The sequence below is a fragment of the Sphingomonas sp. 37zxx genome (genome assembly GCF_000786205.1).
Taxonomy (GTDB): domain Bacteria; phylum Pseudomonadota; class Alphaproteobacteria; order Sphingomonadales; family Sphingomonadaceae; genus Sphingomonas.
The window spans coordinates 1-22,550 of sequence record NZ_JROH01000002.1; the positions used below are offsets into that span (position 1 = coordinate 1).

The 22,550-nt window shown below is 64.9% G+C and carries 20 protein-coding genes; 18 read left to right on the top strand and 2 right to left on the bottom strand.

What is annotated here, in order from left to right:
- Positions 1 to 396 precede the first annotated feature (396 nt).
- The 18 genes from QU44_RS01140 (at position 397) to QU44_RS01225 (ending at position 20,775) form a co-directional block, all read left to right on the top strand.
- Positions 397 to 816 carry a hypothetical protein gene (locus QU44_RS01140; RefSeq protein WP_033919613.1) on the top strand — a complete coding sequence of 140 codons (420 nt, stop codon included), beginning with the start codon at positions 397 to 399 and terminating at the stop codon, positions 814 to 816.
- Positions 813 to 1,124 (top strand): ASCH domain-containing protein, encoded by a 312-nt coding sequence (locus QU44_RS01145; protein WP_052134208.1) that lies wholly within the window; start codon positions 813 to 815, stop codon positions 1,122 to 1,124. The genes QU44_RS01140 and QU44_RS01145 overlap by 4 nt, the downstream gene beginning before the upstream one ends.
- 2 nt (positions 1,125 to 1,126) lie before the next feature.
- On the top strand, positions 1,127 to 1,333 hold the full coding sequence (locus QU44_RS01150; RefSeq protein WP_033919614.1) for a hypothetical protein: 207 nt from the start codon (positions 1,127 to 1,129) through the stop codon (positions 1,331 to 1,333).
- 84 nt (positions 1,334 to 1,417) lie between these two features.
- Positions 1,418 to 1,648, top strand: coding sequence for a hypothetical protein (locus QU44_RS01155; protein WP_197054208.1), 231 nt, complete (start codon positions 1,418 to 1,420; stop codon positions 1,646 to 1,648).
- A gap of 55 nt (positions 1,649 to 1,703) precedes the next feature.
- Complete coding sequence (locus QU44_RS01160) at positions 1,704 to 2,084, top strand: DUF4280 domain-containing protein (protein WP_231621572.1); 381 nt, start codon at positions 1,704 to 1,706, stop codon at positions 2,082 to 2,084.
- Between the two features lie 370 nt (positions 2,085 to 2,454).
- Entirely contained in the window at positions 2,455 to 2,766 is a 312-nt protein-coding gene (locus QU44_RS18075; protein WP_156140861.1) for a hypothetical protein, read from the top strand.
- Between the two features lie 2 nt (positions 2,767 to 2,768).
- Positions 2,769 to 4,247, top strand: a complete 1,479-nt coding sequence (tssK, locus tag QU44_RS01170) for a type VI secretion system baseplate subunit TssK (protein WP_197054209.1) — start codon at positions 2,769 to 2,771, stop codon at positions 4,245 to 4,247.
- Positions 4,244 to 5,140 (top strand): DotU family type IV/VI secretion system protein, encoded by an 897-nt coding sequence (locus QU44_RS01175; RefSeq protein ID WP_033919618.1) that lies wholly within the window; start codon positions 4,244 to 4,246, stop codon positions 5,138 to 5,140. The genes tssK and QU44_RS01175 overlap by 4 nt, the downstream gene beginning before the upstream one ends.
- Positions 5,141 to 5,142: 2 nt before the next feature.
- A complete protein-coding gene (locus QU44_RS01180) occupies positions 5,143 to 9,189 on the top strand; it encodes a type VI secretion system protein (RefSeq protein ID WP_033919619.1) in 4,047 nt (1,348 codons plus the stop codon).
- Positions 9,186 to 10,214: a type VI secretion system protein TssA gene (tssA, locus tag QU44_RS01185; RefSeq protein WP_033919620.1), complete on the top strand. Its 1,029-nt coding sequence runs from the start codon at positions 9,186 to 9,188 to the stop codon at positions 10,212 to 10,214. Before QU44_RS01180 ends, tssA begins: the two co-directional genes overlap by 4 nt.
- 155 nt (positions 10,215 to 10,369) lie before the next feature.
- Positions 10,370 to 10,936, top strand: a complete 567-nt coding sequence (gene tssB / locus QU44_RS01190) for a type VI secretion system contractile sheath small subunit (RefSeq protein WP_052134209.1) — start codon at positions 10,370 to 10,372, stop codon at positions 10,934 to 10,936.
- Positions 10,937 to 11,041: 105 nt separating this feature from the next.
- Positions 11,042 to 12,553 (top strand): type VI secretion system contractile sheath large subunit, encoded by a 1,512-nt coding sequence (gene tssC, locus QU44_RS01195; RefSeq protein WP_197054211.1) that lies wholly within the window; start codon positions 11,042 to 11,044, stop codon positions 12,551 to 12,553.
- A gap of 42 nt (positions 12,554 to 12,595) precedes the next feature.
- Entirely contained in the window at positions 12,596 to 13,096 is a 501-nt protein-coding gene (locus QU44_RS01200; protein WP_052134211.1) for an Hcp family type VI secretion system effector, read from the top strand.
- Positions 13,097 to 13,112: 16 nt separating this feature from the next.
- Positions 13,113 to 13,586 carry a type VI secretion system baseplate subunit TssE gene (gene tssE, locus QU44_RS01205; protein WP_081987789.1) on the top strand — a complete coding sequence of 158 codons (474 nt, stop codon included), beginning with the start codon at positions 13,113 to 13,115 and terminating at the stop codon, positions 13,584 to 13,586.
- Positions 13,576 to 15,378 (top strand): type VI secretion system baseplate subunit TssF, encoded by a 1,803-nt coding sequence (tssF, locus tag QU44_RS01210; protein ID WP_033919622.1) that lies wholly within the window; start codon positions 13,576 to 13,578, stop codon positions 15,376 to 15,378. The genes tssE and tssF overlap by 11 nt, the downstream gene beginning before the upstream one ends.
- Positions 15,342 to 16,385, top strand: a complete 1,044-nt coding sequence (tssG, locus tag QU44_RS01215) for a type VI secretion system baseplate subunit TssG (protein WP_033919623.1) — start codon at positions 15,342 to 15,344, stop codon at positions 16,383 to 16,385. Before tssF ends, tssG begins: the two co-directional genes overlap by 37 nt.
- Positions 16,382 to 18,913, top strand: a complete 2,532-nt coding sequence (gene tssH / locus QU44_RS01220) for a type VI secretion system ATPase TssH (RefSeq protein ID WP_052134212.1) — start codon at positions 16,382 to 16,384, stop codon at positions 18,911 to 18,913. Before tssG ends, tssH begins: the two co-directional genes overlap by 4 nt.
- Positions 18,910 to 20,775, top strand: coding sequence for a type VI secretion system Vgr family protein (locus QU44_RS01225; protein WP_052134213.1), 1,866 nt, complete (start codon positions 18,910 to 18,912; stop codon positions 20,773 to 20,775). Before tssH ends, QU44_RS01225 begins: the two co-directional genes overlap by 4 nt.
- Positions 20,776 to 20,841: 66 nt before the next feature.
- Here QU44_RS01225 and QU44_RS17625 read toward each other — a convergent pair whose 3' ends face one another.
- Together QU44_RS17625 and QU44_RS01235 are read right to left on the bottom strand one after the other, a co-directional pair.
- Positions 20,842 to 21,996: a DUF4157 domain-containing protein gene (locus QU44_RS17625; protein WP_081987792.1), complete on the bottom strand. Its 1,155-nt coding sequence runs from the start codon at positions 21,994 to 21,996 to the stop codon at positions 20,842 to 20,844.
- Entirely contained in the window at positions 21,993 to 22,499 is a 507-nt protein-coding gene (locus QU44_RS01235; protein ID WP_081987793.1) for a GNAT family N-acetyltransferase, read from the bottom strand. The genes QU44_RS17625 and QU44_RS01235 overlap by 4 nt, the downstream gene beginning before the upstream one ends.
- Positions 22,500 to 22,550: the final 51 nt, after the last annotated feature.

A 22,550-nucleotide genomic window follows, 5' to 3' on the forward strand; every position in this document is an offset into this window, starting at 1 on the left:
CAAACCGTGGGATTTTTCAGCAGCCTGTTAGTCGCGGCATGAACGGCGCGGGCTTTCGAAATCTCGGTCAGGGTGCGGAGATAAAGGCCATCCCGATTGCGTGCGGCAAGCGATTTGCAATAGCCGGGAATAGACAGAACGAGGGCCTTGGACAGTTATTGGGGCGCCAGACGCTTAAGGTTGCGAGAAACTATCGATGGCCGTCAGCGCGTGTTGTTGAGGTGATCCGGTATCAGTATGCGAGGAAACATCTCCGGATTTGTTGTGGATCCGAGCGAGACTTCTTAACTCGTTCAGGCTATGTTCCAGTACCGTTGGCAGAATGGATTCGAAATGGCCAGATCATCGCTCGCATCGCAGCTATCCCTGCCCATCGAACCGTGGCAGGATACTACTATGCTGACCTCACCGATGCAGACCGTCCCGGATTCGTCGTGCGCATCCGCGCGCAAGTCGGTGGACCGCCTGTTCGTCCCGCTGGCGACTGATCCGTTCATGTGGTTCTGCTCCGGCCGCAAGAAGTGGGAGCTGCGCAAGAAAGGACGTCAATACACGACCGATCACGTGCGGACGGGTCGGTACGTCGAATTGCGTCGGGGCTATACCGACAGCGAATCCGCCTTGTGGGGCGAGATCGTCGACGTACTCGAGGCGGACAGCATCGAAGCTTTTTTCAGCACCGTGGCTTGGCGTTCGGTCCTTCCCGAGAGCGGTTCGCTGTCGGAAGCAATCTGCGAGGCCCGCAAGATTCTAAACATCCCCGAGGGCGAGACGGTCCCGGTGCTCGGCTTCAAAGTTGCCCTCGCAGCCTTATGAGCCCGCGCCGGATCCGCTTGAAACCGGCATTTTTTCCGCTCGTGGAAAGCGGGATGAAGCGCTCGACGATTCGGGCCGGTGCGAAGCCTGGGTTGGTCGGTCCCGCGGTGCTTGTCGGCGGTGATCGGTCCGTGTCCATTCTCGTCACTGACGTCGAGGTGAAGTCGTTCGACGAACTGACCGAAAGTGATGCGCAGCTCGACGGCTTCGAGACGCTCACCGAGCTCAATAACGTTCTGATCGGTTTCTATCCCGATCTCGGCGGCGATGATACAGTGAGCATTCTCCACTTCAATACAGCTGCCTGATCGTGCCGAATCCGCTCATCGTCCGCGGCGTCTACAAGTCCGAAAAGCCGGGCGGTGCTGACATCGAAGCCGCCTTTGAGAAATTTCTCCGACAGATCGAGCGTGACGTGCTCTCGGGCACCTTCGACGACTACGACGCCTCAATCTTCCGCAACAAGCACCATCGCTTCGCTGTTCGTTCTGTTTGGGAACGTTCAGCATGCTGCTGATTTCAAACCGGAAATTCACAGCCGTTGGATGGCAACCGTCCGGCGGAGGTACAGGCGAACGCGGACGTTGGCGTTAAGCACGCATTGCCTGCCGTTGGCCGCAACCTTGCCGATCACGCGATGTTTTCGCTTTCCTATCGGCTGCACCATGATCCGGGCTTCAACCGGGAGTTTTCCGGCTGGCGGCTGATGCCGCACGTGCTTCGCTATTATCTGACGCGCAAGGGGGTGATAACCTATACCTCTCCCGAAGTGACGGCGCTGCTGTCGCTATTGATGCGAACTGGTGGGACGATCCGGCCGCCAAGACTATAGCCGCCGGCCATCATCGCGAATAGGATGCTCGCCTGCACGGGGGGCGATGATGGGCATGCAGATTACCACCGGGGCGATGATGCAGTGCAGTTTCGGTGTGGCACCCGCGCCGATCAACGTGCTGCCGGCCAATCGCGTGCTGGCGGGCGGAATGCCGGCGGCGACGATCATGGACTTTGCGCCGATGACCAACATCCCCACCTTCGGCATGTGCAGCAGCCCGGCCAATCCAACGGTGGCGGCGGCCACTGCGGCTGCACTGGGCGCGCTGACGCCGATGCCTTGCATCCCAGCGACGGCTGCACCCTGGATACCGGGGGTGCCGACGACGCTGATCGGCAGCCAGCCGGCGCTCGATTCCACCTGCAAGCTGATGTGCAACTGGGGCGGAGTCATCCAGTTCAGCGCACCGTCACAGTTTACCGTAGAGCTTTGAGAGACCGCCTTGAAATTCGTGAAAGCGCGAATTTCAAGGCAGCACCGGCCCTCTCTCCCACCCCGTATTGCCGATCATCGCCACAAACTATTGAATCGACTTTCCATTGCACGAAATTGTCGTCAAACTAAGGATAGTAGGGGGCTACTAACTCGAGTGACGAGCAATGGGGGGATGGATTGGAAATTGGTCGCTGACCAGGGGGACGCACCCCGTATCACGCAACCGATTCCTTCCCGTCGCCATCATCCTGCTATCGCTGGCAGGTTGCAAAACGCCCAAGCTGCTTTGCTTTAGTTCCAGTGGCCTACAGCGGCTGACGATCACCTCCAGCGCCGGCACCAATCATGGTCGCCCGATCGCCATCGACTTGGTCTATGTCACCGATCGCAAGATACTGGCTGCAATCGAAAAACTAAAGGCGCGAGACTATTTCGCGGTGCGCACGCAGTTGCAGCGCGACTACCCAACGGGCCTGACGATTCGTGGTTGGGAATTGCAGGCCGGCCAACAGGTGGTTGCCGACGCAGTCGCTGCCCCGTGCAACCTGGCGAGCACCTTCCTGTTCGCGGACTTTGCCGGCGACCCCCCGCAAGAAAACCGGCTGCGCCTGCACAAGGTGAAGCGTGGCACCCTCACACTGGGCGAAGAGGGGTTCAGCTGGACCCCCGACAAGGGATGATGATGCCGATCAACGCCAAAGACATTCCCGATCTCGTCCACTGGTACCGCGGTATGCTGCTGATGCCCGAGCATTTCCGCGCCGCGACCGCGCGCAACGAAATGATGGCACCCTATCTGGTGCAATCGACCCAGCCCTTTGCCTGGGGGGTTCGGACGCTCGACGTCAGCCTTGAAGCCACCACCTTCGTGCTCGACGCGATCGAGGCGATCCTTCCGGACGGCACGGCGGTGGCGTTGGAGCGGGCACGCGGCGACGCGGCGCTTCGCTACGATTTCGAGGGCGGCGAGGTCCAGATTCAACCCGGCGAAGCGATCGATCTGTATCTGGCGATTGCCGGCTGGACGACGGGCAGCCTGGACCTCGACCGCACCGACACCGGGGTTCCCTGCCGCTATCGCGCCTTCCCGCAGCCGCTGGTGCCGGGCACCGAAAGTGACGATGACGAGATGGAGCTTGCCCAACGGGTATGGCTGCGTCCCGAACTGACGCTGATCGCCGGCACGCGCGACCGGCAGCCGCGCGCTTCCTACACCTTGCTGCGGCTGGCACGGATCGCGCTGGTGGACGGCAAGCCCGCCCTTGCCGATTATGAGCCGCCCCGGTTGCGGATCGGCGAAGCGACGCTGCTCCCCCGCCGGGTCAGGGCGGTTGCCGACGAAATGCACAGCCGCGCCGCGCAGGTTCAAACCGATATCGGCATGTTCCGCAGTGCGACGCCGCGTGAACAGGGCGACGACGCCGACGGCGATCCGCGAACCGCAGCCGAGCGCCAGCTGCATCAGATCGCCAGCGAATTGCGGGCGATGCGAACCGGCACCGACAGCCTGCGCGCCTTGATGCGGATGCTTCCCCGCCTACGCGCCATGCTGATGGCGGGCGTTTCCCACCCGTTCGAAGTGTATCTCACGCTGTGCGACGCGCTGGGCGAGTTGGGCCTGCTCAGCGCCACGCTCGATCTGAACCATTTGCCGCCCTATGATCACAATGATTCGCTCAAAAGCTTCGACGCGCTGATCGGCGCGATCCGGGGGGCTCTGGCGGTTTTCGAGCTGCGCTACCAGGTGATGCCATTCATCCGCCGCAGCGACAGCGCGTTCGAACTGAGGCTCGAGCGTGGGGATCTGGCGAATGGCCGCTCGCTGCTGATCGGTACTGTCAGCCACCGCGCGACCCCGCGTGAAGAGCAGCGACGCTGGCTGGAGAATGCTTCGATCGGCATGGACGACACGCGCAGCGCAATCCGCCGCCGGCGCGTTGCCGGCTGGCAGCGCAATGTGGGGATCGGCAGCGATGCGGCACTCGGGTTGAACGAAACGCCGCAATTGCTGCTGGCGCGCATCGTGCCCGACGCCGATGCGTCCGATCTTGGTGGCCTGCTGGTGGTCGAGAGCGACATCGGCGAAGGGCCGACCGAGATGAACTTCTATCGCCCGGTCGCAAGGCCCGGTGGCGCGGCCGGCAACGGCGCGACGCCATGATCGCGGGACCGCTGCGGCCCGAAGCGCAACGGGCCGCGGCCGATTTCCGCGCCTTTCACCGCCGCCTCGTCGCGCTGAAAACACGCATCCAAACCACGATGGGATCGCCACCCGATGCGGCCCCGATCCGGCAGGAACTCGCTGCCGCGATCCTGGCGCTCGGCTATGTCCAGGTCCGCGCGCCCGATGCGCTGCGGATCGATCCGGGCTATGTGCTTGCTGCGTTCGCCGACGAAATGCTGCTGGTCGAATGCGCCGACTGGGCCGAGCAACAGGGGTGGGACCAACGGCCGCTAGAGGCGATGCTGTATGGCACCGCCCTTGCGGGAGACCGCGTCTTTGCGGCGGCCGAAGCACTGATCGATGGCCGGCGCGACGAGATTTGCACTGCCACCACGATCCTGTTGGCGATGATGATGGGAATGCGGGGCCGGTGGCTCGACCGTGACGACAGGGGCGCGCTGGCGCGGCAGCGCGATGCGCTGTATGCGCTTGTCGCCGGGCGCTCCTATGATGCCCGCGATCCCGCCCCCTATCAGCGCATGGCGCTCAGGCCGACCGCCTTAACCGGGGCAAGCACAAGGCCCCTCCCCCCGCTATGGCCCTGGTTGGCGACCCTGGCCGCCGTGACGCTGCTGTATCTGCCGGTCAGTCATCTGGTTTGGCGCGCGAATGTCGCCGAGACCGATCGGCTTGCCCAGGCAATCAACCGCCGCGCGGTGGAGTCCGCCGAAAACTCGAGACCGGTATCGCCCGGCACGGTCGCTGCGCGCCCGGACGCAAGCCCGCTGCCACGCCCCATCGCGCCCACGCAGCCGGCACTTCCGGTTCGCGGGCCGGCCGATGTCGAACCAGTGGGCGACACCGGGCGTGATGCGGGAGCGGCGCAGTGACGATGACTGCGATCGTCGTGATCGGCCTGGTGCTGATCCTGCTGATCGCGCTGCTGGTGTTCCTGGCGTTCCGAACCGGCCTGATAGCCAAGGGGCAGGCGGCACGCCCCCGCCCCGATCGTGCGGCGGACGAGATTGCGCCGCCCATGAGCCTGGGCACCGCGGTTTCGATCGCACTACAGGAACTGCGCAACCGCACCGGTGCCGCCGCCGATCTTCGCGACGTTCCCTGGGCCTTGGTTCTGGGCGCCGAAGTGCCGGTGCTCGACACGCTGCTGCCGCCCGATCACGCGCCCGAGCATCGCATAAGCTGGCTGGGCAAGTCCGGCATCGAGCGGGCGGGACTCATCTCGTTTCGCGAGCGCGGCGTGGTTCTGGGCTTTCGCGATGGCCTGGTCGGGGGGCCTGATCCCGACGGGCGGCTGATCGACCTGTTGCGCCGCCTGGAGATCGCGCGCCCCGGACGGCCGATCGATAGCATCGTGCTCGCGGTGCCGGCGCAGCTGCTGTCGAGCGATCCCGAAGATGCCCAGGCGCAGCAGCGCATGGAGGCACATGGCCGCAAATTATACGATCTGGTCCTTGCCGCGCAGAGCCGCACCGGGTGGCGCGTGCCGATCTATCTTCTGGTTACCGGCAGCGATGCGATCGAAGGGTTTTCGGAAATCGCAACGGCGATCCTGGCGAATGCCAAATCACCTATGATCGGCTGGGCATCGACGCGGCCGATCGACACCGTGTTTGAAGCGGCTTGGATCGACGACGCATTCGACGAAATGGCGCGCGATCTTTTGGTGGCGCAATGCCATGCGATGATGGGGCTGAACGACAGCGAATCCGCGCGCCGGGCGCTGGCATTTCCCGATCGGATGGCGTCGCTGCAGCCGATGATGACGCTGCTGCTCACGCAATTGCTGAACGCTTCTGCCTATCACGAAGGATTCATGCTGCGCGGGGTTTTCTTCACCGGCGCCACCCCGCCGATCGGCGAGCCGCCGCTGGCGATCGACGGCCCCAATGGCGAGCAGGCGCTGACCGTGGAGACTGCCGAACAGACCGAGCCGCTGGCCGCGCCGCAAGCGCTTGCCGCCGCACTGTTCCGCGACAAGGTTTTTCCCGAACACTGCCTTGCTCAGCCCGCCTATGGCGAGCGCACCCGGCGCCACCGAATGGTTGGCCGCACCCGCTGGGCCGTCGCGGCGGCGGTGGTGGCGTTCGTTGCTGGGATCGGCACCCTTTCGATCGGTACGGGGCGTTCGCTTCAGCCGGTGAATGATGTGCTTGCCGAGATTCAACGGGGCGACGCGCCGGGTTTTGCGTCGCGATCCGGCGATTGCACGCAGACCACCGCGTCGGCGCAGTCCGCCGCCGATCTGTTGCGCGGCCTTGCGGCGATTCAGGTCGATCGGCTCGAAACCGTGCTTGCGCCGACGTCGTTCCTGACCAACACCACCGCGCATGTGCGCGACGCGATCGCCGCCAGCTTCCGTCATGTGGTGTTTGCAGCGCTGGTGGAGCGGATGACGTCGCCAAGCGGCATCGAAGGGCGCATTCGCGAGGGGCTGCCACCGTCGACTTCGCCCGGCTTCTGGCCCGCCTTCGTCGCCAATGCCCGTGCCTATGATGCACATTACTGGATGCTGGCCGACATCGGCCCGGCACAACGCTCATCGACCGATGCAACGAAACGCTTCGGCACGGTCGCGAGCTATGCGCTCGGCGAAAACCTGCCCGACCTGAGGCGCAACGACGAGCTATATGCCGCAGCGATCGCCGCCCAGTCGATTCCCTGCCTGGACCAGCCGCGCATCCGCGCGGTGGTGGTGCGAATCGTCGACCAAGCCTATCGCGATACGATCACCGCCTGGTATGCTGGAGATCCGGTCGCCCGGCACATCGCCTCGATCCATCGCGACTTCGGGAATCCAGCAGCGCTGCTGCCGCCCGCCGACGTCGACGCCCGGGAGGCGGCCTCGCAGATGCTGGGACGCCTGCAGGAATTGTCGCGATTGCTCGACGCCCTGGCGGTATCGCTGCCCGGTGCCGCGCAGGCACCATGGGGGGCCGATCCGGCCAATCCGCCTCTGCCCGATACCACCCCGCTGAACCTGCGGCTGGTCGACGCCGCGACGCTCCAAAGCATCGCCGCCACCCATCGACCGATGGCAATCGCGCTGGCCGCGCAGGTCCGCGGGGCCAAGCTGGCGGGCGTGCCCTTGTTGCGTTTTGGTGCCCCCCCCATGGCAACCGCGATGGCCCCTGCTGCTGCAACACCGCCGGCAGCCCCTGCCCTCCCCGACGCCGCCGCAATGACTGACAGCGCCGGGCCGGCGCTGTCAGCGGCCGCAGCCGACACGCAAACCATGTTGCACGACGTGCTTGCACAGCCCTTCGTCCGCCGCGCCGATCCAGTCGCGTTGCCGGTGCCCGATGGGCTGTGGGATTTGCCGCGGTTGCAGGGAGTCGAGCAACTGGCGAAGAAATATCTCGGCTTTGCATCGGCTGCACCGGCAACCGTGCCGCAGCCGATCATCGATGCGACGGCGGGCGCGGTCCGGACGCGGGCGGGTCGTTACGTCGCACTCGAAACCATCGCATCGACCGTCATGACCCCCAGCACCGACGAGGTCGAAGCATCGAATTTCGTGCTGGCGCTGCCGACGCTGCAATCGATTCAGCTGATGCTCCGGCAATTCGGCGAACTCGAAGGCACAGCGAAGATCGGTATTCAGATCAACAACCAGGCAGATCGGGTGGTTGCCTCGGCCGAGAGGGATCTGGACCGTGAAGGCGGCCCCTATGCCGTCGATCGCGACGCCCTGCTGGGGTGGAACGGGCAGGATTCGCTGGCCGCGACCGCGTTCGCCACCGGAACCATCGAAAATCTCAAGGCCACGCTGGCCGAGCGGCGCGCCTGGGTTGCGGAGATCGCCCGCGGCCGGGTGGCCCCCGTGGTCACCTATGCACGCGAACCGACCAACGGCGCTACGGCGGGGCTGGTCGCCAAGGCCGAACGCTGGGCCGCGATCGTCCGCGCGCTGGACGGCTATGATGCCGGGCCGAACCCGAACAATCCGATCACGCGGCTCGAGCGTTTCATGACCGCCGATCTGGACCAGTTGCAGGCTCAGGGATGCACAGGGATCGCCAGGGTCACCGCGCGCGGCGGCGATTATTTCGCGAACCAGCAATTGCGGATCAGTGCCGAAGTGTTCGGCCGGTGCCGCAACGCCGTGCTGGCCGATCTGCGCGCGCGCTATGGCCAGTTGCGCGATAGCTTCCAGGCGACACTCGCCGGGCGCTTCCCCTTCGGCCCGGTCGATGCGCCCGATGCCGATCCGGCGCTGGTGCGCGCCTTCTTCCAGCAATATGGCGCGCAGCTTGCGCCGATGCAGGCGGCGCTCGAAGATGTCAGCATCGGCCGTTCCGCCGCCAGCGCGCTTGGCGCGCTGATCGGTGCCCGCGGCGCGCTGGCACCGATGCTAGGCGGCAATGACGCCGCGTCGCTGCGCTACGCCGTGGGCGTCCGCTTCTTCACCGATCCGATGATCGCCGCCGGCCAGGATCAGGTGATCGAGGCAAGCATCGGAACGCCGATCAGCCGTGCCACCACCGATGCGCCGGCCTTTGTCTGGAAAGCCGGGGAACCGGTAATCGCGCGGTTCCGCTGGGCGGCGAACGCGCCAAGCCTGCCGCTGTCGGGGCTTGCCTTGCCCAACGGTGCCTGCCTCCCCGCGCCCGACGGTGCCTGGGCCACCAGCCGCACCGTCGGCCCCTGGGCGCTGCTGCGGCTGATGCGGCGGCAGTCCAGCGGGCTCGACGAGGCCACCGCGGTGAATGGCTATCCGGCCGCCTTCGGCGTCGACCTTTGCGCCAATCTGCAAAGCGCGGTGGGCGGCGATACGCCGCCCGGCCGGCGTGCCCGACTGATGCTTCGACTGACGCTCGCTCCCCCGCCCACCGCCCCCGACGAACCGACCACCCCGATCGCGCTGCCCGCGTTCCCCGCCGGGCTGCCGCCGCTCGACACCAGCCCGGGCACAGGATGAGCGAGCGCGTCGACCTGCTGCTCCGGCCAATTCCGGGCGATGATGCCTGTGGCGCCGATCTGCGCGGCACGGCGGTGGATGCCGCGATCGCAGAGGCGCGGCGGCACGACGATCCCGGATTGCCGCGCGGGATCTGGGCGACCGATCTGAAGCTGGCGGACTGGCCCAAGGTCGCCGAACTTTGCACCGCCGCGCTGCAACAGAGCAAAGACCTTCGCCTTGCCTGCTGGCTGGCCGAGGCATGGACCCGATGCGAGGGATTCAAGGGAGCCGCAGACGGTTTCGCGCTGATCGGCGGCCTTTGCACCCGCTATTGGCAATGCCTCCAGGCCCGCGACGAAGCGATGCAGGTGGCGGCGCTGGACTGGCTGGTGCGCCATCTGCCGATCGCCCTGCGCCTGGTACCGATCGTCGCCGGCACCGCCGCCCGCGACAGTTGGTTCACCTGGACCGACGTGCTCAACGCCGATCGGCTGGAACAGGTGCGCCAGCGCGACTCCGCCGCCGCCGCGCGGGCAGAGGCCAATGGCGCACCCACCCGCGCCGCGTTTGCCGCCGCCCTGGCGGCAACCCCCTCCGAACCGCTCGTCGCGCAGCGCGCCGCGATCGATGAAGCACGCGCAGCGCTCACGGCGATGGCGGCAGATTTCGTCGAGGCCGGGATCGCAGAGGCACCCGGCGTCGAACCGATCGTCACGATTCTCGATCCAGCGGCGCGCTTGCTCGCCACCGAACTGGCAAGCCGAACGCCGCGTGCGTCCGCTCCGGCCCACACACAGCCGGTGGCGGCGGCTTCCTTGGACACCGCGCTCCCGGGGGATCGCGACGCCGCCTATCGGCAAATCGCCGAGATCGCGGCCTGGCTCGAGCGTATCGAGCCGCACAGCCCGGTTCCCCCCATCCTCGCATTCGTAGCCGATTGGGGCCGGATGACGCTGAAAGAGATCGATGCGACGCTGCGCGACCAGGGCGGGGACATGATGATGCTGTTGGAAGCACTTGGCCTGGCGGGTCGAGACGAATAGCCTAAATACTTCTTAAGTATGGCTGCCAAGCATTGCCTGGTCGATTCCCGGTTGCAAAGTTTTATGTGCTATGGTTTCTGTCATGCCAACAGGCAGTTAAAGGTCTATGAGTCTTTCTGATTCTCTCGATCACTGCCACCCAGGGGGGATGTGCCATGAATGACAGTATTCAGCACAAGATCGGTCGGAATCGTCCGCCACGGGTACAAATCACCTATGACGTCGAAACTGGCAACGCCATCAAAAAGCAGGAATTGCCGTTCGTCGTCGGGGTCATGGCCGACTTGTCGAGACCAGCCGGTGGTGCCCACACCACCAAGCTGAAGGATGTGGATCGCAAATTCGTCGAGATCGATCGCGACAATTTCGCATCCTATCTTAAATCCTTGTCGCCAAAGGTCGCCGGCGGTTCGGGCAAGGAAGCGTGGGAGGTCAGCATAACGTCGATGGACGATTTCGGTCCTGACCGGCTCGTCCAAACCGTCCCCTTGCTGAAGGATCTGTACGAAAAGCGGCGGAGTATCCGCGACTTGCTGACCAAATTGGACGGCAATGACGCAGCGCATGAAAAGCTGAGCGCGGCCTATGAATCCGGCGGCCTCCAACAATTGATCACCGATGCGGCGGCAGAAAAAGCCAAGGCCGACGCCGAAGCCGCCGAAACCATTGCGGGGGGAACGGCGGAGCGCGGAACGGCCGATGGCGAGGGATCGGGGTCGTAAGCAAGCCGCGGGGTCGCAAGCAAATCGATAGCAATCGCCGGTTGGCATCGGGTGAACCTGCATCTGCAGCGTTGAATCCGTGCCCGGTCAAGCGAGGGAATGATCATGGCTGAAGAAATGCCCGCAACGGTAGTCGATTATCTCGAGACACTTCGCATCGACCCGAAATCCCCCGAAAAGATCAACGGTCTGCAAATGATCGTGGCGCTGAACGGCGAAACCGAGCTGACACCGGCAAAGCAGGATGCCGATGCCGCACCGCGCGATCTGGTGAGCGCGTTGCAGCACATTCTCGATCGGCTCGACGAGGAATTGAGTGCGAAGCTCGACCTGATCTTGCACGATCCGGCCTTTCAACAGCTTGAGGCGACCTGGCGCGGACTGCACCATCTCGTCTTCAAGACCGAAACCTCGACCCGATTGAAGCTGCGCGTCCTTGATGCCACCGAAAAGGAGTTGCGCGACGACCTGGGCAAGGCGATCGATTTCGACCAGTCGGCGCTGTTCAAGAAGGTTTATGAGGAGGAATATGGCACGCTGGGCGGCAAGCCTTACGGGCTGCTGGTGGGCGATTATTATTTCGACCGTTCGGCACCGTCGCAAAAGCTGCTTCGCGATATTTCGCAGGTCGCCGCCGCAGCGCATGCGCCCTTCATCGGCGCTGCGGATCCCAAGCTGTTCGACCTCGACAGCTTCCAGGATCTTCCCAAGCCGCGCGACCTCAGCAAGATATTCGACTCGGTCGTCATGGCCGAGTGGCGCGCCTTCCGTGAGACCGAGGAAAGCCGCTACGCCACGCTGACGCTGCCGCGGGTGCTGATGCGACTGCCCTATGATCCGGTCGACAACCCGGTCGATGGCATCGATTATAGCGAATATACCCGATCAGCGGCTCGGCATGCGAACGGCAATGGCGAGGCCATCGACGTGAGCGACCCGGTCCCGACGAGCTATCTGTGGGGCAACCCCGCCTGGTTCCTGGCGCAACGCATCACCAATGCCTTCGCGCTATACAGCTGGACAGCGGCGATCCGCGGGGTCGAGGGCGGCGGCAAGGTCGAAAGCATGCCGCTATCGAAGTTCCTGACGGCGGCAGGGGAAACGGCGATCATCATCCCGACCGAGGTATCGATCACCGATCGCCGCGAGAAGGAATTGAGCGATCTCGGTTTCGTCTCGCTGGTCTATTGCAAGGGCGAGAATTACGCCGCCTTTTTCGGCGCGCAGACGGTCAACAAACCGCAAAAGTACAATCTGCAATCCGCCAACAGCAACGCCGAACTTTCGGCACGGCTGCCCTATATCCTCAACACCTCGCGCTTCGCCCATTATATCAAGGTGATGATGCGCGACCGGATCGGCAGCTTCATGACGAAGGAAAACGTCCAGTCCTATCTCACCACCTGGATCAGCGATTATGTGCTCGACAAGGACGATGCGGGCCAGGATCTGAAGGCGCGGTATCCGCTGCGAGAGGCGCGGATCGACGTGAGCGACGTGCCCGGGCAGCCGGGCAGCTACAACGCCACGGTGTTCCTGCGACCGCATTTCCAGCTGGAAGGGCTTTCTGCCTCGCTTCGCCTGGTCGCCGAGCTTCCGGCACCAGTGGCAGCTTAGCCGCGATAGCGCGACCTCCCGCCTGCAGAAGGAGCGGCCCCGATGGCAATTAATGCGTTCATCAAGTTCACAGAACCCGACATCAAGGGCGAATCGACCGACAGCAGCCACAGCGAACAGATTCAGGTGCTATCGTGGAGCCACAGCTTCAACCAGCCGACCAAGGCGGTGCGAAGCACGGCCGGCGGCGGCACCGTGGAGCAGGCGAACCATTCGGACTTCACCTTTTCCAAATATACCGATGCCGCCACCGACGACCTGTTGAAATATTGCTGGAACGGCAAGCAGATCGGCAAGGCGTTGATGCAGGTATATCGCTCCGACGGGAACGACGCTGCGATCCTGTACATGGAAATCCAGATGGATGACGTGATCATCAGCAACGTCAGCATCGGCGGCGGCCAGGGTGATCTGCCGACCGAGAATATCTCGCTTGCCTATGGCAAGGTGACCTACACCTACAAAACGCAAAAGCCCGATACCGGCGATGCCGGTGGGGTCCAGCCGGTGTCGCATGATCTGATCAAGCAACTCGTGAGCTGAGCGCCATGGCTTTTCCGTGGTAGCCGCATCGCGTCCCTTGCTGTTCGATCGGCTCAAGCCAAAACCACGCCACGGTACCGCTGGGGGGCAGGGTTTCCCCTATGGCGGGATCACCATCGAGCAGGTCGAGGCATCGGTGATCGAACAGCTCGAATGGACGCTCAACACCCGTGCCACATGGCTGGCGGAAGTGCTGGAAGAGCGCACCCGTGGCCAGCTTCGCTCGACGATCGACTATGGGCTGCCCGATCTGACCCTGTACCCGGTCGGCAATGCCGATGCCATGGCCCGGCTGGCTCGGCACCTGGGTGAAGCGATCGCACTGTATGAGCCGCGCATTGCCGCGCCGCAGGTGGCGCTGGAGCCATCGGACCGCAGCGATACGCTGATCGTGATCATATCGGGCGGACTGCGCTTCGAGGATCGACACCATCCGATACGCTTGCGCATCCCGATCCGGGTCGAGCGGGGCGCGGTACATGCTCGCTGACGCCAATCTGCTGCGATATTATTTCGCCGAACTGACCGCCCTGCGCGAAGAGGGGCGCAGCTTTGCACAACAGCATCCCGACATCGCTGCCGCGCTCGACCTGGCGGGTAATGAGGACCAGGATCCTCAGGTCGCGCGGCTGGTGGAATCGGTGGCGTTTCTGGTCGCGCGAGTGCGGCGGGAGTTTGACGCGGGGTTCCCGCTGATCCCGTCGGCACTGCTCGACCAGCTCTACCCGCAACTGGCGGCACCGCTGCCGGCCATGGGTGTCGCGCATTTCGAGGTTGCGCCCGAAAAATACGCCTTGTTGCAGAACGTGACCGTTCCCCGCGACGTGGCGTTGTTCGCCCGGCTCGATGCGGGCATCGAATGCCGGTTCCGCACCAGCAGCGCCTTCACCTTATGGCCGCTGGTGCCGCAGGACATCGCGCTGATGCCGGCAAGCGATCTCGACGTGCGCGGTGCCGGCCCCTCGGTCCTGGCCGCGCTTCGCGTTACGCTTCGATGCTCGGGCACGTTGAACTTTGCCAAGGTGAAGCCGGGCAAGCTGCGCTTTTTCCTCGACGGCGATACCGCGACACGCTTCGCGCTGCACGATCTGCTCGGCGCGCATTGCATCGGCGTCGCTGCCGCAGCGGGCGCGGGCAAGGCGAGGCTGGTGCCTGGCCTGCTACCCACCGCCCATGGCTTCGAACCCGACGAAGCGATCCTGCCGATGTCGGCGGTGGGTCATCACGGCTATCGCCTGCTCCAGGAATATTTCGCCTTTCCCGCCAAGTTTCTGTTCTTCGATCTGGATGGCTTCGATCCCGCCGCGTTCGGCGATGCCGATGCGGTGACCCTGTACTTCCTGTTCGACGACCGGCCGCGGGGGCAGCTTACGATCAGCCCCGAAAGCCTGCGGCTCAATTGTGTGCCGATCGTCAATCTGTTCCCGCGCACGAGCGAGCCGATCCGGCTGGACCATGTGCGCAGCGAATATCTGCTACAGCCCGACGCGCGCAGCCCGGCGGCAAGCGAAGTCCACAGCATCGCCAGCGTCACGCGCACCGCAGCACCAGCGGGCGAGGCCGCCGTCCTACCCTATTTTCGCGTGGGCACGGCGGCAGCGGCAAGCGGCCTGCGCTGGCTGGGCCGGCGGCGGCCGGTTTCGACCGGCATGCTCGAAGGGACCGAGATGATGCTCGCCTTTGTCGATCCCAATCTGGATCCGGGGGTGCCAGCCGATAAGGTGCTGTTCGCGCAGATGCTCTGCACCAACCGGCGGCTGACGCGCGAGTTGACGCTGGCGACACCGTTGCAGATCGAATCGGACCTGCCGATCCAGCGGATCGCGCTTACCGGCGCGATGACCGCACCCCACGATCCGCCGATGGGGGGAGCGCGGCTCTGGCAGCTAGTGTCGCAACTTTCGCTGAACAAGCTGTCGCTCGATCGCGGCGATGCGAGCCGTGACGCGCTGCAACAGATGCTGATGCTATATGCCAGCGGCCCCGACCAGGCGACCAATCGCCAAATCAACGGGATCACGCGCCTCGCCACGCGGCCGACCGCGGCACGGCTGCGGACGCCGTCCTGGCGGCCGCTGGTGCGCGGCACCGAAATCGAGCTTACGGTCAGTTCCTTCGCCTTTGCAGGCGGCAGCGCCTTGCTGTTCGGCGCGGTGATGGAACGGTTCTTTGCGCTCTACGCATCGGTCAACAGCTTCACGCGCCTCGCCCTTTGCCGAGACCAACAGCAGGAAAGATGGAAGGAATGGCCGAACCGGGCCGGCGCCAAGCCCCTGCTTTAAGCGCCTTACTGCTCGCGCGTCCCGACGATTTCGACGGGTATCAGGCATTGCGCCTCTTATCGCGCATCGCGCGCGAAGAGCCCGCCGCCCTGCGCCTGCGTGGTAATACCAGCCTTAGCTGCCCCTCGGGCGGTTTGGCGCAGGTCGACAAGGACGGTGTCGCAGGAACGCTGACCGCGACGCTGAACTATCTGACGCTGTCGGGTGCCAACGGTCCGTTGCCGCCCCCCTTCAGTGACGAGATCAACGCCCGGTTGCGCGCCGGCGATACCGCGCTGCGCGATTTCCTCGACATTTTCGTCGATCGACTGGCGAAGCTGGATTTCGACCGCGCGCAGCTGTTCCGGCCCGAATTGTCCGACCTTCCCGCCGACGAATCTAATCTTGCGCTGCCACTGCTCGCGCTGCTCGGCATGGCGACTGCGGGCATGGCGCAGAAGACGCGGCCGAATGCGGCAATACCGACCGATTCGATCCTTGCGCTCGCCCCGCTGCTCCACCGGGAGCCGCTGAGCGCGCACGCGCTGGAACAGGCGGTCACCGCCTGGAGCGGGCTGCCAGCGCGGGTGCGCCCGTTTCGCGGGGACTGGATCTTGCTGCCTCGATCGCAATGCACCCGGATTCAACGTGACAAGGGCAATAACCGGCTGGGCGAGGATGCGATGCTGGGCACGGCGGCATGGGATCCGATGGCGGGAATCACGATCGAGCTTGGCCCGATGCCGCTGGCTCGCGCCGAACAGCTACTTCCCGGCGGCCGCGAACATCGGCCACTCGCCGAACTGATCGATCGGATGACCGACGCGGTGACAGGGGTGGCATTGGTGCTCCGCCTGATTTCGGAAACCGTGCCGCCCGCGCGGCTTCCCGCCGCCGGTCTTCGGGCACGCGCCCCCCGGCTCGGCTGGACGAGCAAGCTGGCGGGATCGTCTTCCGCTGCTCGCGGGCGGGGCCGGCCGGCCCGGATCACGCTGCGACCCGGCTGGATCGCCAGTGCGCTGCCGTGATCCAGATCTCCGCACTGCTCGCGCTGTTGGGCAAAGCGACCGGTCCCGCGATGCAGCGCGCGGTGGATGATTGCGCCGCGCGTGGCCAGCATGTGGTCGAGGTCGAGCATCTGCTGCACCAGCTGGTCGAGGATCGCGGCACCGATTTGGCGCGGGCGCTAATCGAACATGGCGTCGATCCCGGCACCATTGCCGCCGAGCTGCTCGACGCGATCGGCCGGTGCCCGCGTGGCGCGGCAGACCCGCCGACCGTGTCGGTGGGACTGGACCAAACGCTGGAATCGGCATGGCTGATCGCATCGGTGAACCACGGTGCGCTCAAGATCGGCTCGCTATGCGTATTGCGCGCGGCGATCGAAGACGTGCGCGTGCGCGACCGGGTGCTGAGCGCCGCGCCCAGCCTGGCGCGGCTCCCAAGGCAGGGCCTGGCAGCGGCGATGACCAGGTTGCTCGCCCGCAGCAGCGAGGCCGAGGGCGTCGCGGGCGGTGGCCATGCGCTCGACACCTACACCGTCGACCTGACCGAGCGCGCGCGCGCCGGGCGGCTGGACGTAGCGATCGGCCGCGAGGAGGAAATCGAGCAGGTCATCGAAATCCTGCTGCGCCGCCGGCAGAGCAATCCGATCCTGGTCGGCCCGGCGGGGGTGGGCAAAACCGCGATCGTGGAAGCGCTGGCGCAGCGTATCGCCGAGGACCGCGTGCCTGCCTCGCTCACCGGCCTGCGCATCCGCGCGCTCGATCTGGGCGCGGTACAGGCGGGCGCGAAGGTTCAGGGCGAGTATGAGGAACGGCTGCGCGCGATCCTCGAGGCGGCCGAGAGCGACGAAGCCGATTGTCTGCTGTTCATCGACGAGGCGCATATGCTGATCGGCGGCGGGGCCACGCCCGGGCAGCGCGACACCGCCAATCTGCTGAAGCCGGCGCTGGCGCGCGGCGCGCTGCGCGTGATCGCAGCCACCACCTGGTCGGAATATCGCCGCCACATCGAAAAGGACGCGGCGCTGTCGCGGCGGTTCCAGGCGGTGAAGGTAACGCCGCCCGACACCGAAACGGCGATCGCGATCCTGCGCCAACTCACCCCCCGGCTGGAAGCGCATCATGGCGTGCGGATCCTTGAGGAGGCGCTGTCCGCCGCCGTGCTGTTTGCACAGCGCTACATGGCCGATCGGCAATTGCCCGACAGCGCGATCACGGTACTCGACACCGCCTGCGCGCGCGTCGCCATCGCCCAATCGGACCGGCCACGCGCGCTGATCGAAGCCGAGGCGCGCTGCGCAATGCTAGCCACCGAAATCGTGCGGCTGGATGCCGAAACGGGGGCGGGCCTGGCTTCGGGCGTTTCCGCCCGGCGCACCCAGTTGGAGCAGGCACAGGCGCGAGCCGAGCACAGGCGCGCCGGGATCGCGGCGCGCTGGGCGCAGGAACGCCATGCGGTAGAGCGCCTCAGTACCGGGGGCGATGCCACCGATATGCCCGAGGGCCTTGCGCACGCGCCGGCGGAGACGCCGCACCATGCGCCGATGATTCCGATCGCGGTGGATCGCGGGGCGGTCGCGGCGATCGTCGCAGGCTGGACCGGTGTGCCGGCTGAAGCGATGCTAGGGAACAGCACCCGGCGTGGCGCTGATTTGCAGGCGCAGTTGCGCAGTCGCATTGTCGGCCAAGCGGCGGCGATCGACACGATCGTCCGGCGTGTGCAGACCTTTCGGGCCGGGCTTGGTGATCCCCACAAGCCCACCGGGGTGTTCCTGTTGTGTGGCCCAAGCGGCGTCGGCAAGACCGAGACTGCGATTGCGCTGGCCGAGCTGTTGTTCGGCGGCAGGCGCGCGCTGATCACCGTCAACATGTCCGAATATCAGGAGGCGCATTCGGTTTCGGGGCTGAAGGGCGCGCCGCCCGGCTATGTCGGCTATGGCCAGGGCGGCGTGCTTACCGAAGCGGTGCGGCGCCAGCCCTATTCGGTGCTATTGCTCGACGAGATCGAAAAGGCGCATCCGGACGTGCTCGAGCTGTTCTACCAGGTGTTCGATCGCGGCACGATCGAGGACAGCGAGGGCGTGGCGGTGGATTTCAGCCATGCACTGATCCTGCTCACCTCCAATCTGGGGGACACGGTGATTGCTGGGGAGCATCCGCTGCGTTCGGCGCGGGATTCGGCGCTGCGCCGCGAACTGCTCCGCCATTTCGCGCCCGCCTTTCTCGGTCGGCTGACGATCGTTCCCTATCTTCCATTGGGTGCCGAGCAGATCGTCGACATCGTCCAGCTGAAGCTGGCGCGCATCGCCCAGCGCTTTGCGACGGCCAGCGGGGGAGAACTGACATGGGACGCGCGCGCGGCGACGGCGATCGCGGTGGAGGCGCAGCTGGCGGATGCCGGCGCGCGCGGGATCGACGCGATCCTCGAGCACCGCCTTCTGCCCGAACTCTCGGGCCTGATGCTCGACGAACGCGCCAGGCCGGCGGTGCCACGCTCTGCCCATATCGGCATCGCGACGGGGAATAGATTATATGTCGAGCTGGCGTCGTGACCGCGCTTTCCTGGTCGCTCACCCTCACCACCCCGCTCGGCGACGGCGCGCTGAACCCCAGCAGCTTCACCGGCACCGAAGGGATTTCGGAGCCCTTCCACTTCACCTTGGTGGCGACGATGCCGGGCGATTTCGTCGATCCGGCCCCGCTGATCGGCCAGCCGGTGGCGATCGGACTGATCGGCGGCGACGGCGTCGTCCGGCACTTTCACGGCATCGTCATTCGCATGGCCCAGGCACATTCCACCTGCACGCTGGAGGTGCGGCCCTGGTTATCCCTGCTCGGCTATGCGCAGAACAACCGCATCTTCCAGAACAAGACGGTGATCGACATCGTCAAAGCGGTGTTCGCCGACTATCCCGCCGCCGATTTCCGCGACGCCTGCGTGCTCGCTTATGATCCGATCGATTATTGCGTGCAGTTTGGCGAAAGCGACTTCGCCTTCGTCAGCCGGCTGCTGGAAGCGGCGGGCATCGCTTATTATTTCGAACATCAGGCGGCCGCCCACACGCTGGTGCTGGTCGACGATTCGGCCAATTTCCCGGCCTGCCCAAATTCGGCGACGGTGCCTTGGCTGAGCCTGGGCGATAGCAGCGAATGGCTGAGCGATGCGCGCATCGCCACGATCGAACATCGCCAGGCGCTGGTGCCCGATGGCTACAGGACCAGCGACTATCATTTCGTCACCCCGCTGACGACGCTGCTCGGCACCGCGGGCGGCGGCAAAATCTATGAATATCCCGGCGGCTTCACCAAGAAAGACCAGGCCGACGCCACCGCCAAGCGACGGGCCGAGGAAGTGGCGGCGGCCAAGGTGCTGCTCGCCGGCACCTCGCCGCTTCGCCATCTGGCGGCGGGTACGCGCTTCACGCTCAGCGGCTATCCCACCGGCGCGCTCAACGCCGACTATGTCCTGCTGTCGGTCGAGCATCGCGCCGAGCGGCGGCACTATGCGAACGCCTTCACCGCCTTCCCCGCCGCGACGCCCTATCGCCCGCCGCGCCGGACGCCGCGCCCCAGCATCGCCGGCGCGCAGACCGCCAAGGTGGTAGGCCCTGCGGACAAGGAGATCTGGACCGACGAATATGGCCGGATCAAGGTGCAGTTCCCCTGGGACCAGCAGGGCACATCCGACGAGAACAGCAGTTGCTGGATTCGCGTCGCGCAGAGCTGGGCCGGCACCGGCTGGGGCGGCTTCGCGCTGCCGCGCATCGGCCAGGAAGTGGTGGTGAGCTTCCTCGACGGCGATCCTGATCGTCCGCTGGTGACCGGCTGCGTCTATAACGGCACCAATCCGGTGCCCTATGCGCTGCCCGACAACATGACCCGCACCACGCTCAAGAGCCGATCGACCCCGCAGGCGGATGGCTTCAACGAGTTGCGCTTCGAGGACAAGGCGGGATCGGAAGAAGTGTTCCTGCAGGCGCAAAAGGACCTGACCGTCAGCGTCCTCAACAACGCGACCGAGACGGTGAAGCAGAAGCGCAGCGTGACGGTGCAGGAAGGCGATGCGAGCTTCACGGTGAGCAAGGGCAACTGGACGACGAAGGTGGAAACCGGGAACGCGACGCACGAGGTGAAGGGCAACACGACGGTGAAGGTGGAGGGCAATGCCGAGGAGACGATCACCGGGAACCTGACGATCAAGGTCAGCGGTAACGTGACGATTCAGGCGAGCGGAAGTTGTTCGGTGGAGGCGACTGGGGCGCTGTCGGTGAAGGGCAGCAGCAGCGTGGCGATCGAAGCCGGCTCGTCCCTGACGCTAAAGGGCGCGACGGTGGCGGTGAGTGCAAGCGGGACGGGGTCGTTCGATGGCGGCGGGATGCTGGAGTTGAAGGGCGGGATGGTGAATTTGAATTGATAAAATATTCTGCAATTATTACTCAAAATCCTAAAGTTTACAATGCAATATAGCGATATATATTATTCAAAGTATTTGATGACAATTCCAGCAAAGAGTTCTGTTTGATAGATTCTGCTCCTGGCAATGAGGACACACCCTGTCATACTTTGGTCTAGCATTGGGCCTCAACTTTACTACTACTCCAGTATTGTTTCCACTTTGGGTATTCTTTCTAATTTTGTCTTCATTCTGTCGCCAAATATGCGATGTTGGCTGACCGTTATAAGAGTTTCCACGATTTGTCTGTGGGTGCTGAGGAAAGACAGAAGCAGACTGATTGCCAAACCCACCATATTGATTGCCGAATATATGCCCTGCATCAGCTCTCTGACCTGGGTTTAGCGGCTGATTAATAAATTCACTGAATCCACTCACTCCACCTCCTGAATAGTTGATTGCGATTTGCTCAGGATAATTCGTGGAAGGGCTATTCACGTAGTTGCGGGTCGTCTGGTTCGTACCGGTTCCCTGCCCAATGTCGTTCGGCGTTATGACGCCATGATAAACGGTCTGCCCGCGAAGATTATAAATGCGGTCGAACCCGTGCGCACCTTCACCTGGACAATTGGGGTTGGTGCAGCCGGGCGTGCGGCAAGCAGAACTACGCTGAATGGCACTTGCGCGCTGCATCAATTTGGTAGGCGCGGTTGATTGCAACGCCGCCCGCATCCCCAGCCGGTCCGCCTCCGCCTCCAGCGCATGGTCCTGCACCACCGACACGCCGCTGCCCGGTGCCTTCACCCGCCCCTGGCGCTGCTGCACGACATGCGCGAGTTCGTGGCCGAGCAATTGCTGGCCCTGCACCGTTTCCGGCCGATACTGGCCTGGCGCGAAATAGATGTCGTGGCCGGTGGTGAAGGCGATCGCGCCGATCCGTGCCGCCTGCGGCCCTTCATGCACCCGCACGCGCGAGAAATCGGTGCCGAACGCCGCCTCCATCTTCGCCCGCACCGAATCGGAAAGCGGGTTGCCGCGCCCCTGCCCCAGCCCGAGCCGCATCGGATCGACTGCAAAGCTCTCCGCCGCGCCATGCGCCTGCAACGCGCGGGCAGGTAGGGTCGGCGTGCCCTTCGCCTGCAGCGCGGCTGCCAGCGGCGGTGCGCCCGGTGCCCGCATCTGCACCAGTTGCGGCCCCGGGCGTCCGCCCAGATAGCGCGCCTGGATTACCCGTCCGCTCATCGCCCCTGCCCTCCCTTGCCCATCAGCCGCGCGATCGGAATCTCCAGTCGCGGCTGGCCGTGCCCGTCGACGCCCACCTGGCGAAAGCCGAGATCTCGGTACCAGCGCGTCAGCCGGCCGCTGCCGCTATCCTGCGCTTCGAGCACCAGTTTGTGGCTGCCGGCGCGGAACCCGGCCTGCGCCGCCGAGGCGAGCAGCTGCACGCCGATGCCGCGATCGCGATAGGGCGCATCGACCCCCAGATCGGTGACGCGCGCTGCCACGCCGCCGGTATGCACCATTGCCGATCCGATCGTCCGCCCCTCGCTCGCCGCCGCGACTCGAACCCGCCCGCCGCCTTGTGGCATCGGCGGCAACAGCCGTGCGGCCGGTGCCTTGGCCTGCACCAGATGCCGGCCACCGGCAAAGGCCGGAGCCGGCGGACCGGCGAGCCGCCGCTGCACCACCTGTACCGCGTCCGCTGGCGACGCAACGCCCCAAGCCCGATCCCTAGGTGTTCCCATGGCAGCAACCTCCGCACCAAACGTTCAGCCGCAAGGCAAGCAAGCCTATCA

Coding starts and splice junctions, on each gene's coding strand:
- QU44_RS01140 (WP_033919613.1), top strand. CDS start 397: ATGCTGACCTCACCGATGCAGACCGTCCCGGATTCGTCGTGCGCATCC.
- QU44_RS01145 (WP_052134208.1), top strand. CDS start 813: ATGAGCCCGCGCCGGATCCGCTTGAAACCGGCATTTTTTCCGCTCGTG.
- QU44_RS01160 (WP_231621572.1), top strand. CDS start 1,704: ATGCAGATTACCACCGGGGCGATGATGCAGTGCAGTTTCGGTGTGGCA.
- tssK (WP_197054209.1), top strand. CDS start 2,769: ATGCCGATCAACGCCAAAGACATTCCCGATCTCGTCCACTGGTACCGC.
- QU44_RS01175 (WP_033919618.1), top strand. CDS start 4,244: ATGATCGCGGGACCGCTGCGGCCCGAAGCGCAACGGGCCGCGGCCGAT.
- QU44_RS01180 (WP_033919619.1), top strand. CDS start 5,143: ATGACTGCGATCGTCGTGATCGGCCTGGTGCTGATCCTGCTGATCGCG.
- tssA (WP_033919620.1), top strand. CDS start 9,186: ATGAGCGAGCGCGTCGACCTGCTGCTCCGGCCAATTCCGGGCGATGAT.
- tssB (WP_052134209.1), top strand. CDS start 10,370: ATGAATGACAGTATTCAGCACAAGATCGGTCGGAATCGTCCGCCACGG.
- tssC (WP_197054211.1), top strand. CDS start 11,042: ATGGCTGAAGAAATGCCCGCAACGGTAGTCGATTATCTCGAGACACTT.
- QU44_RS01200 (WP_052134211.1), top strand. CDS start 12,596: ATGGCAATTAATGCGTTCATCAAGTTCACAGAACCCGACATCAAGGGC.
- tssF (WP_033919622.1), top strand. CDS start 13,576: ATGCTCGCTGACGCCAATCTGCTGCGATATTATTTCGCCGAACTGACC.
- tssG (WP_033919623.1), top strand. CDS start 15,342: ATGGCCGAACCGGGCCGGCGCCAAGCCCCTGCTTTAAGCGCCTTACTG.
- QU44_RS17625 (WP_081987792.1), bottom strand. CDS start 21,996: ATGAGCGGACGGGTAATCCAGGCGCGCTATCTGGGCGGACGCCCGGGG.
- QU44_RS01235 (WP_081987793.1), bottom strand. CDS start 22,499: ATGGGAACACCTAGGGATCGGGCTTGGGGCGTTGCGTCGCCAGCGGAC.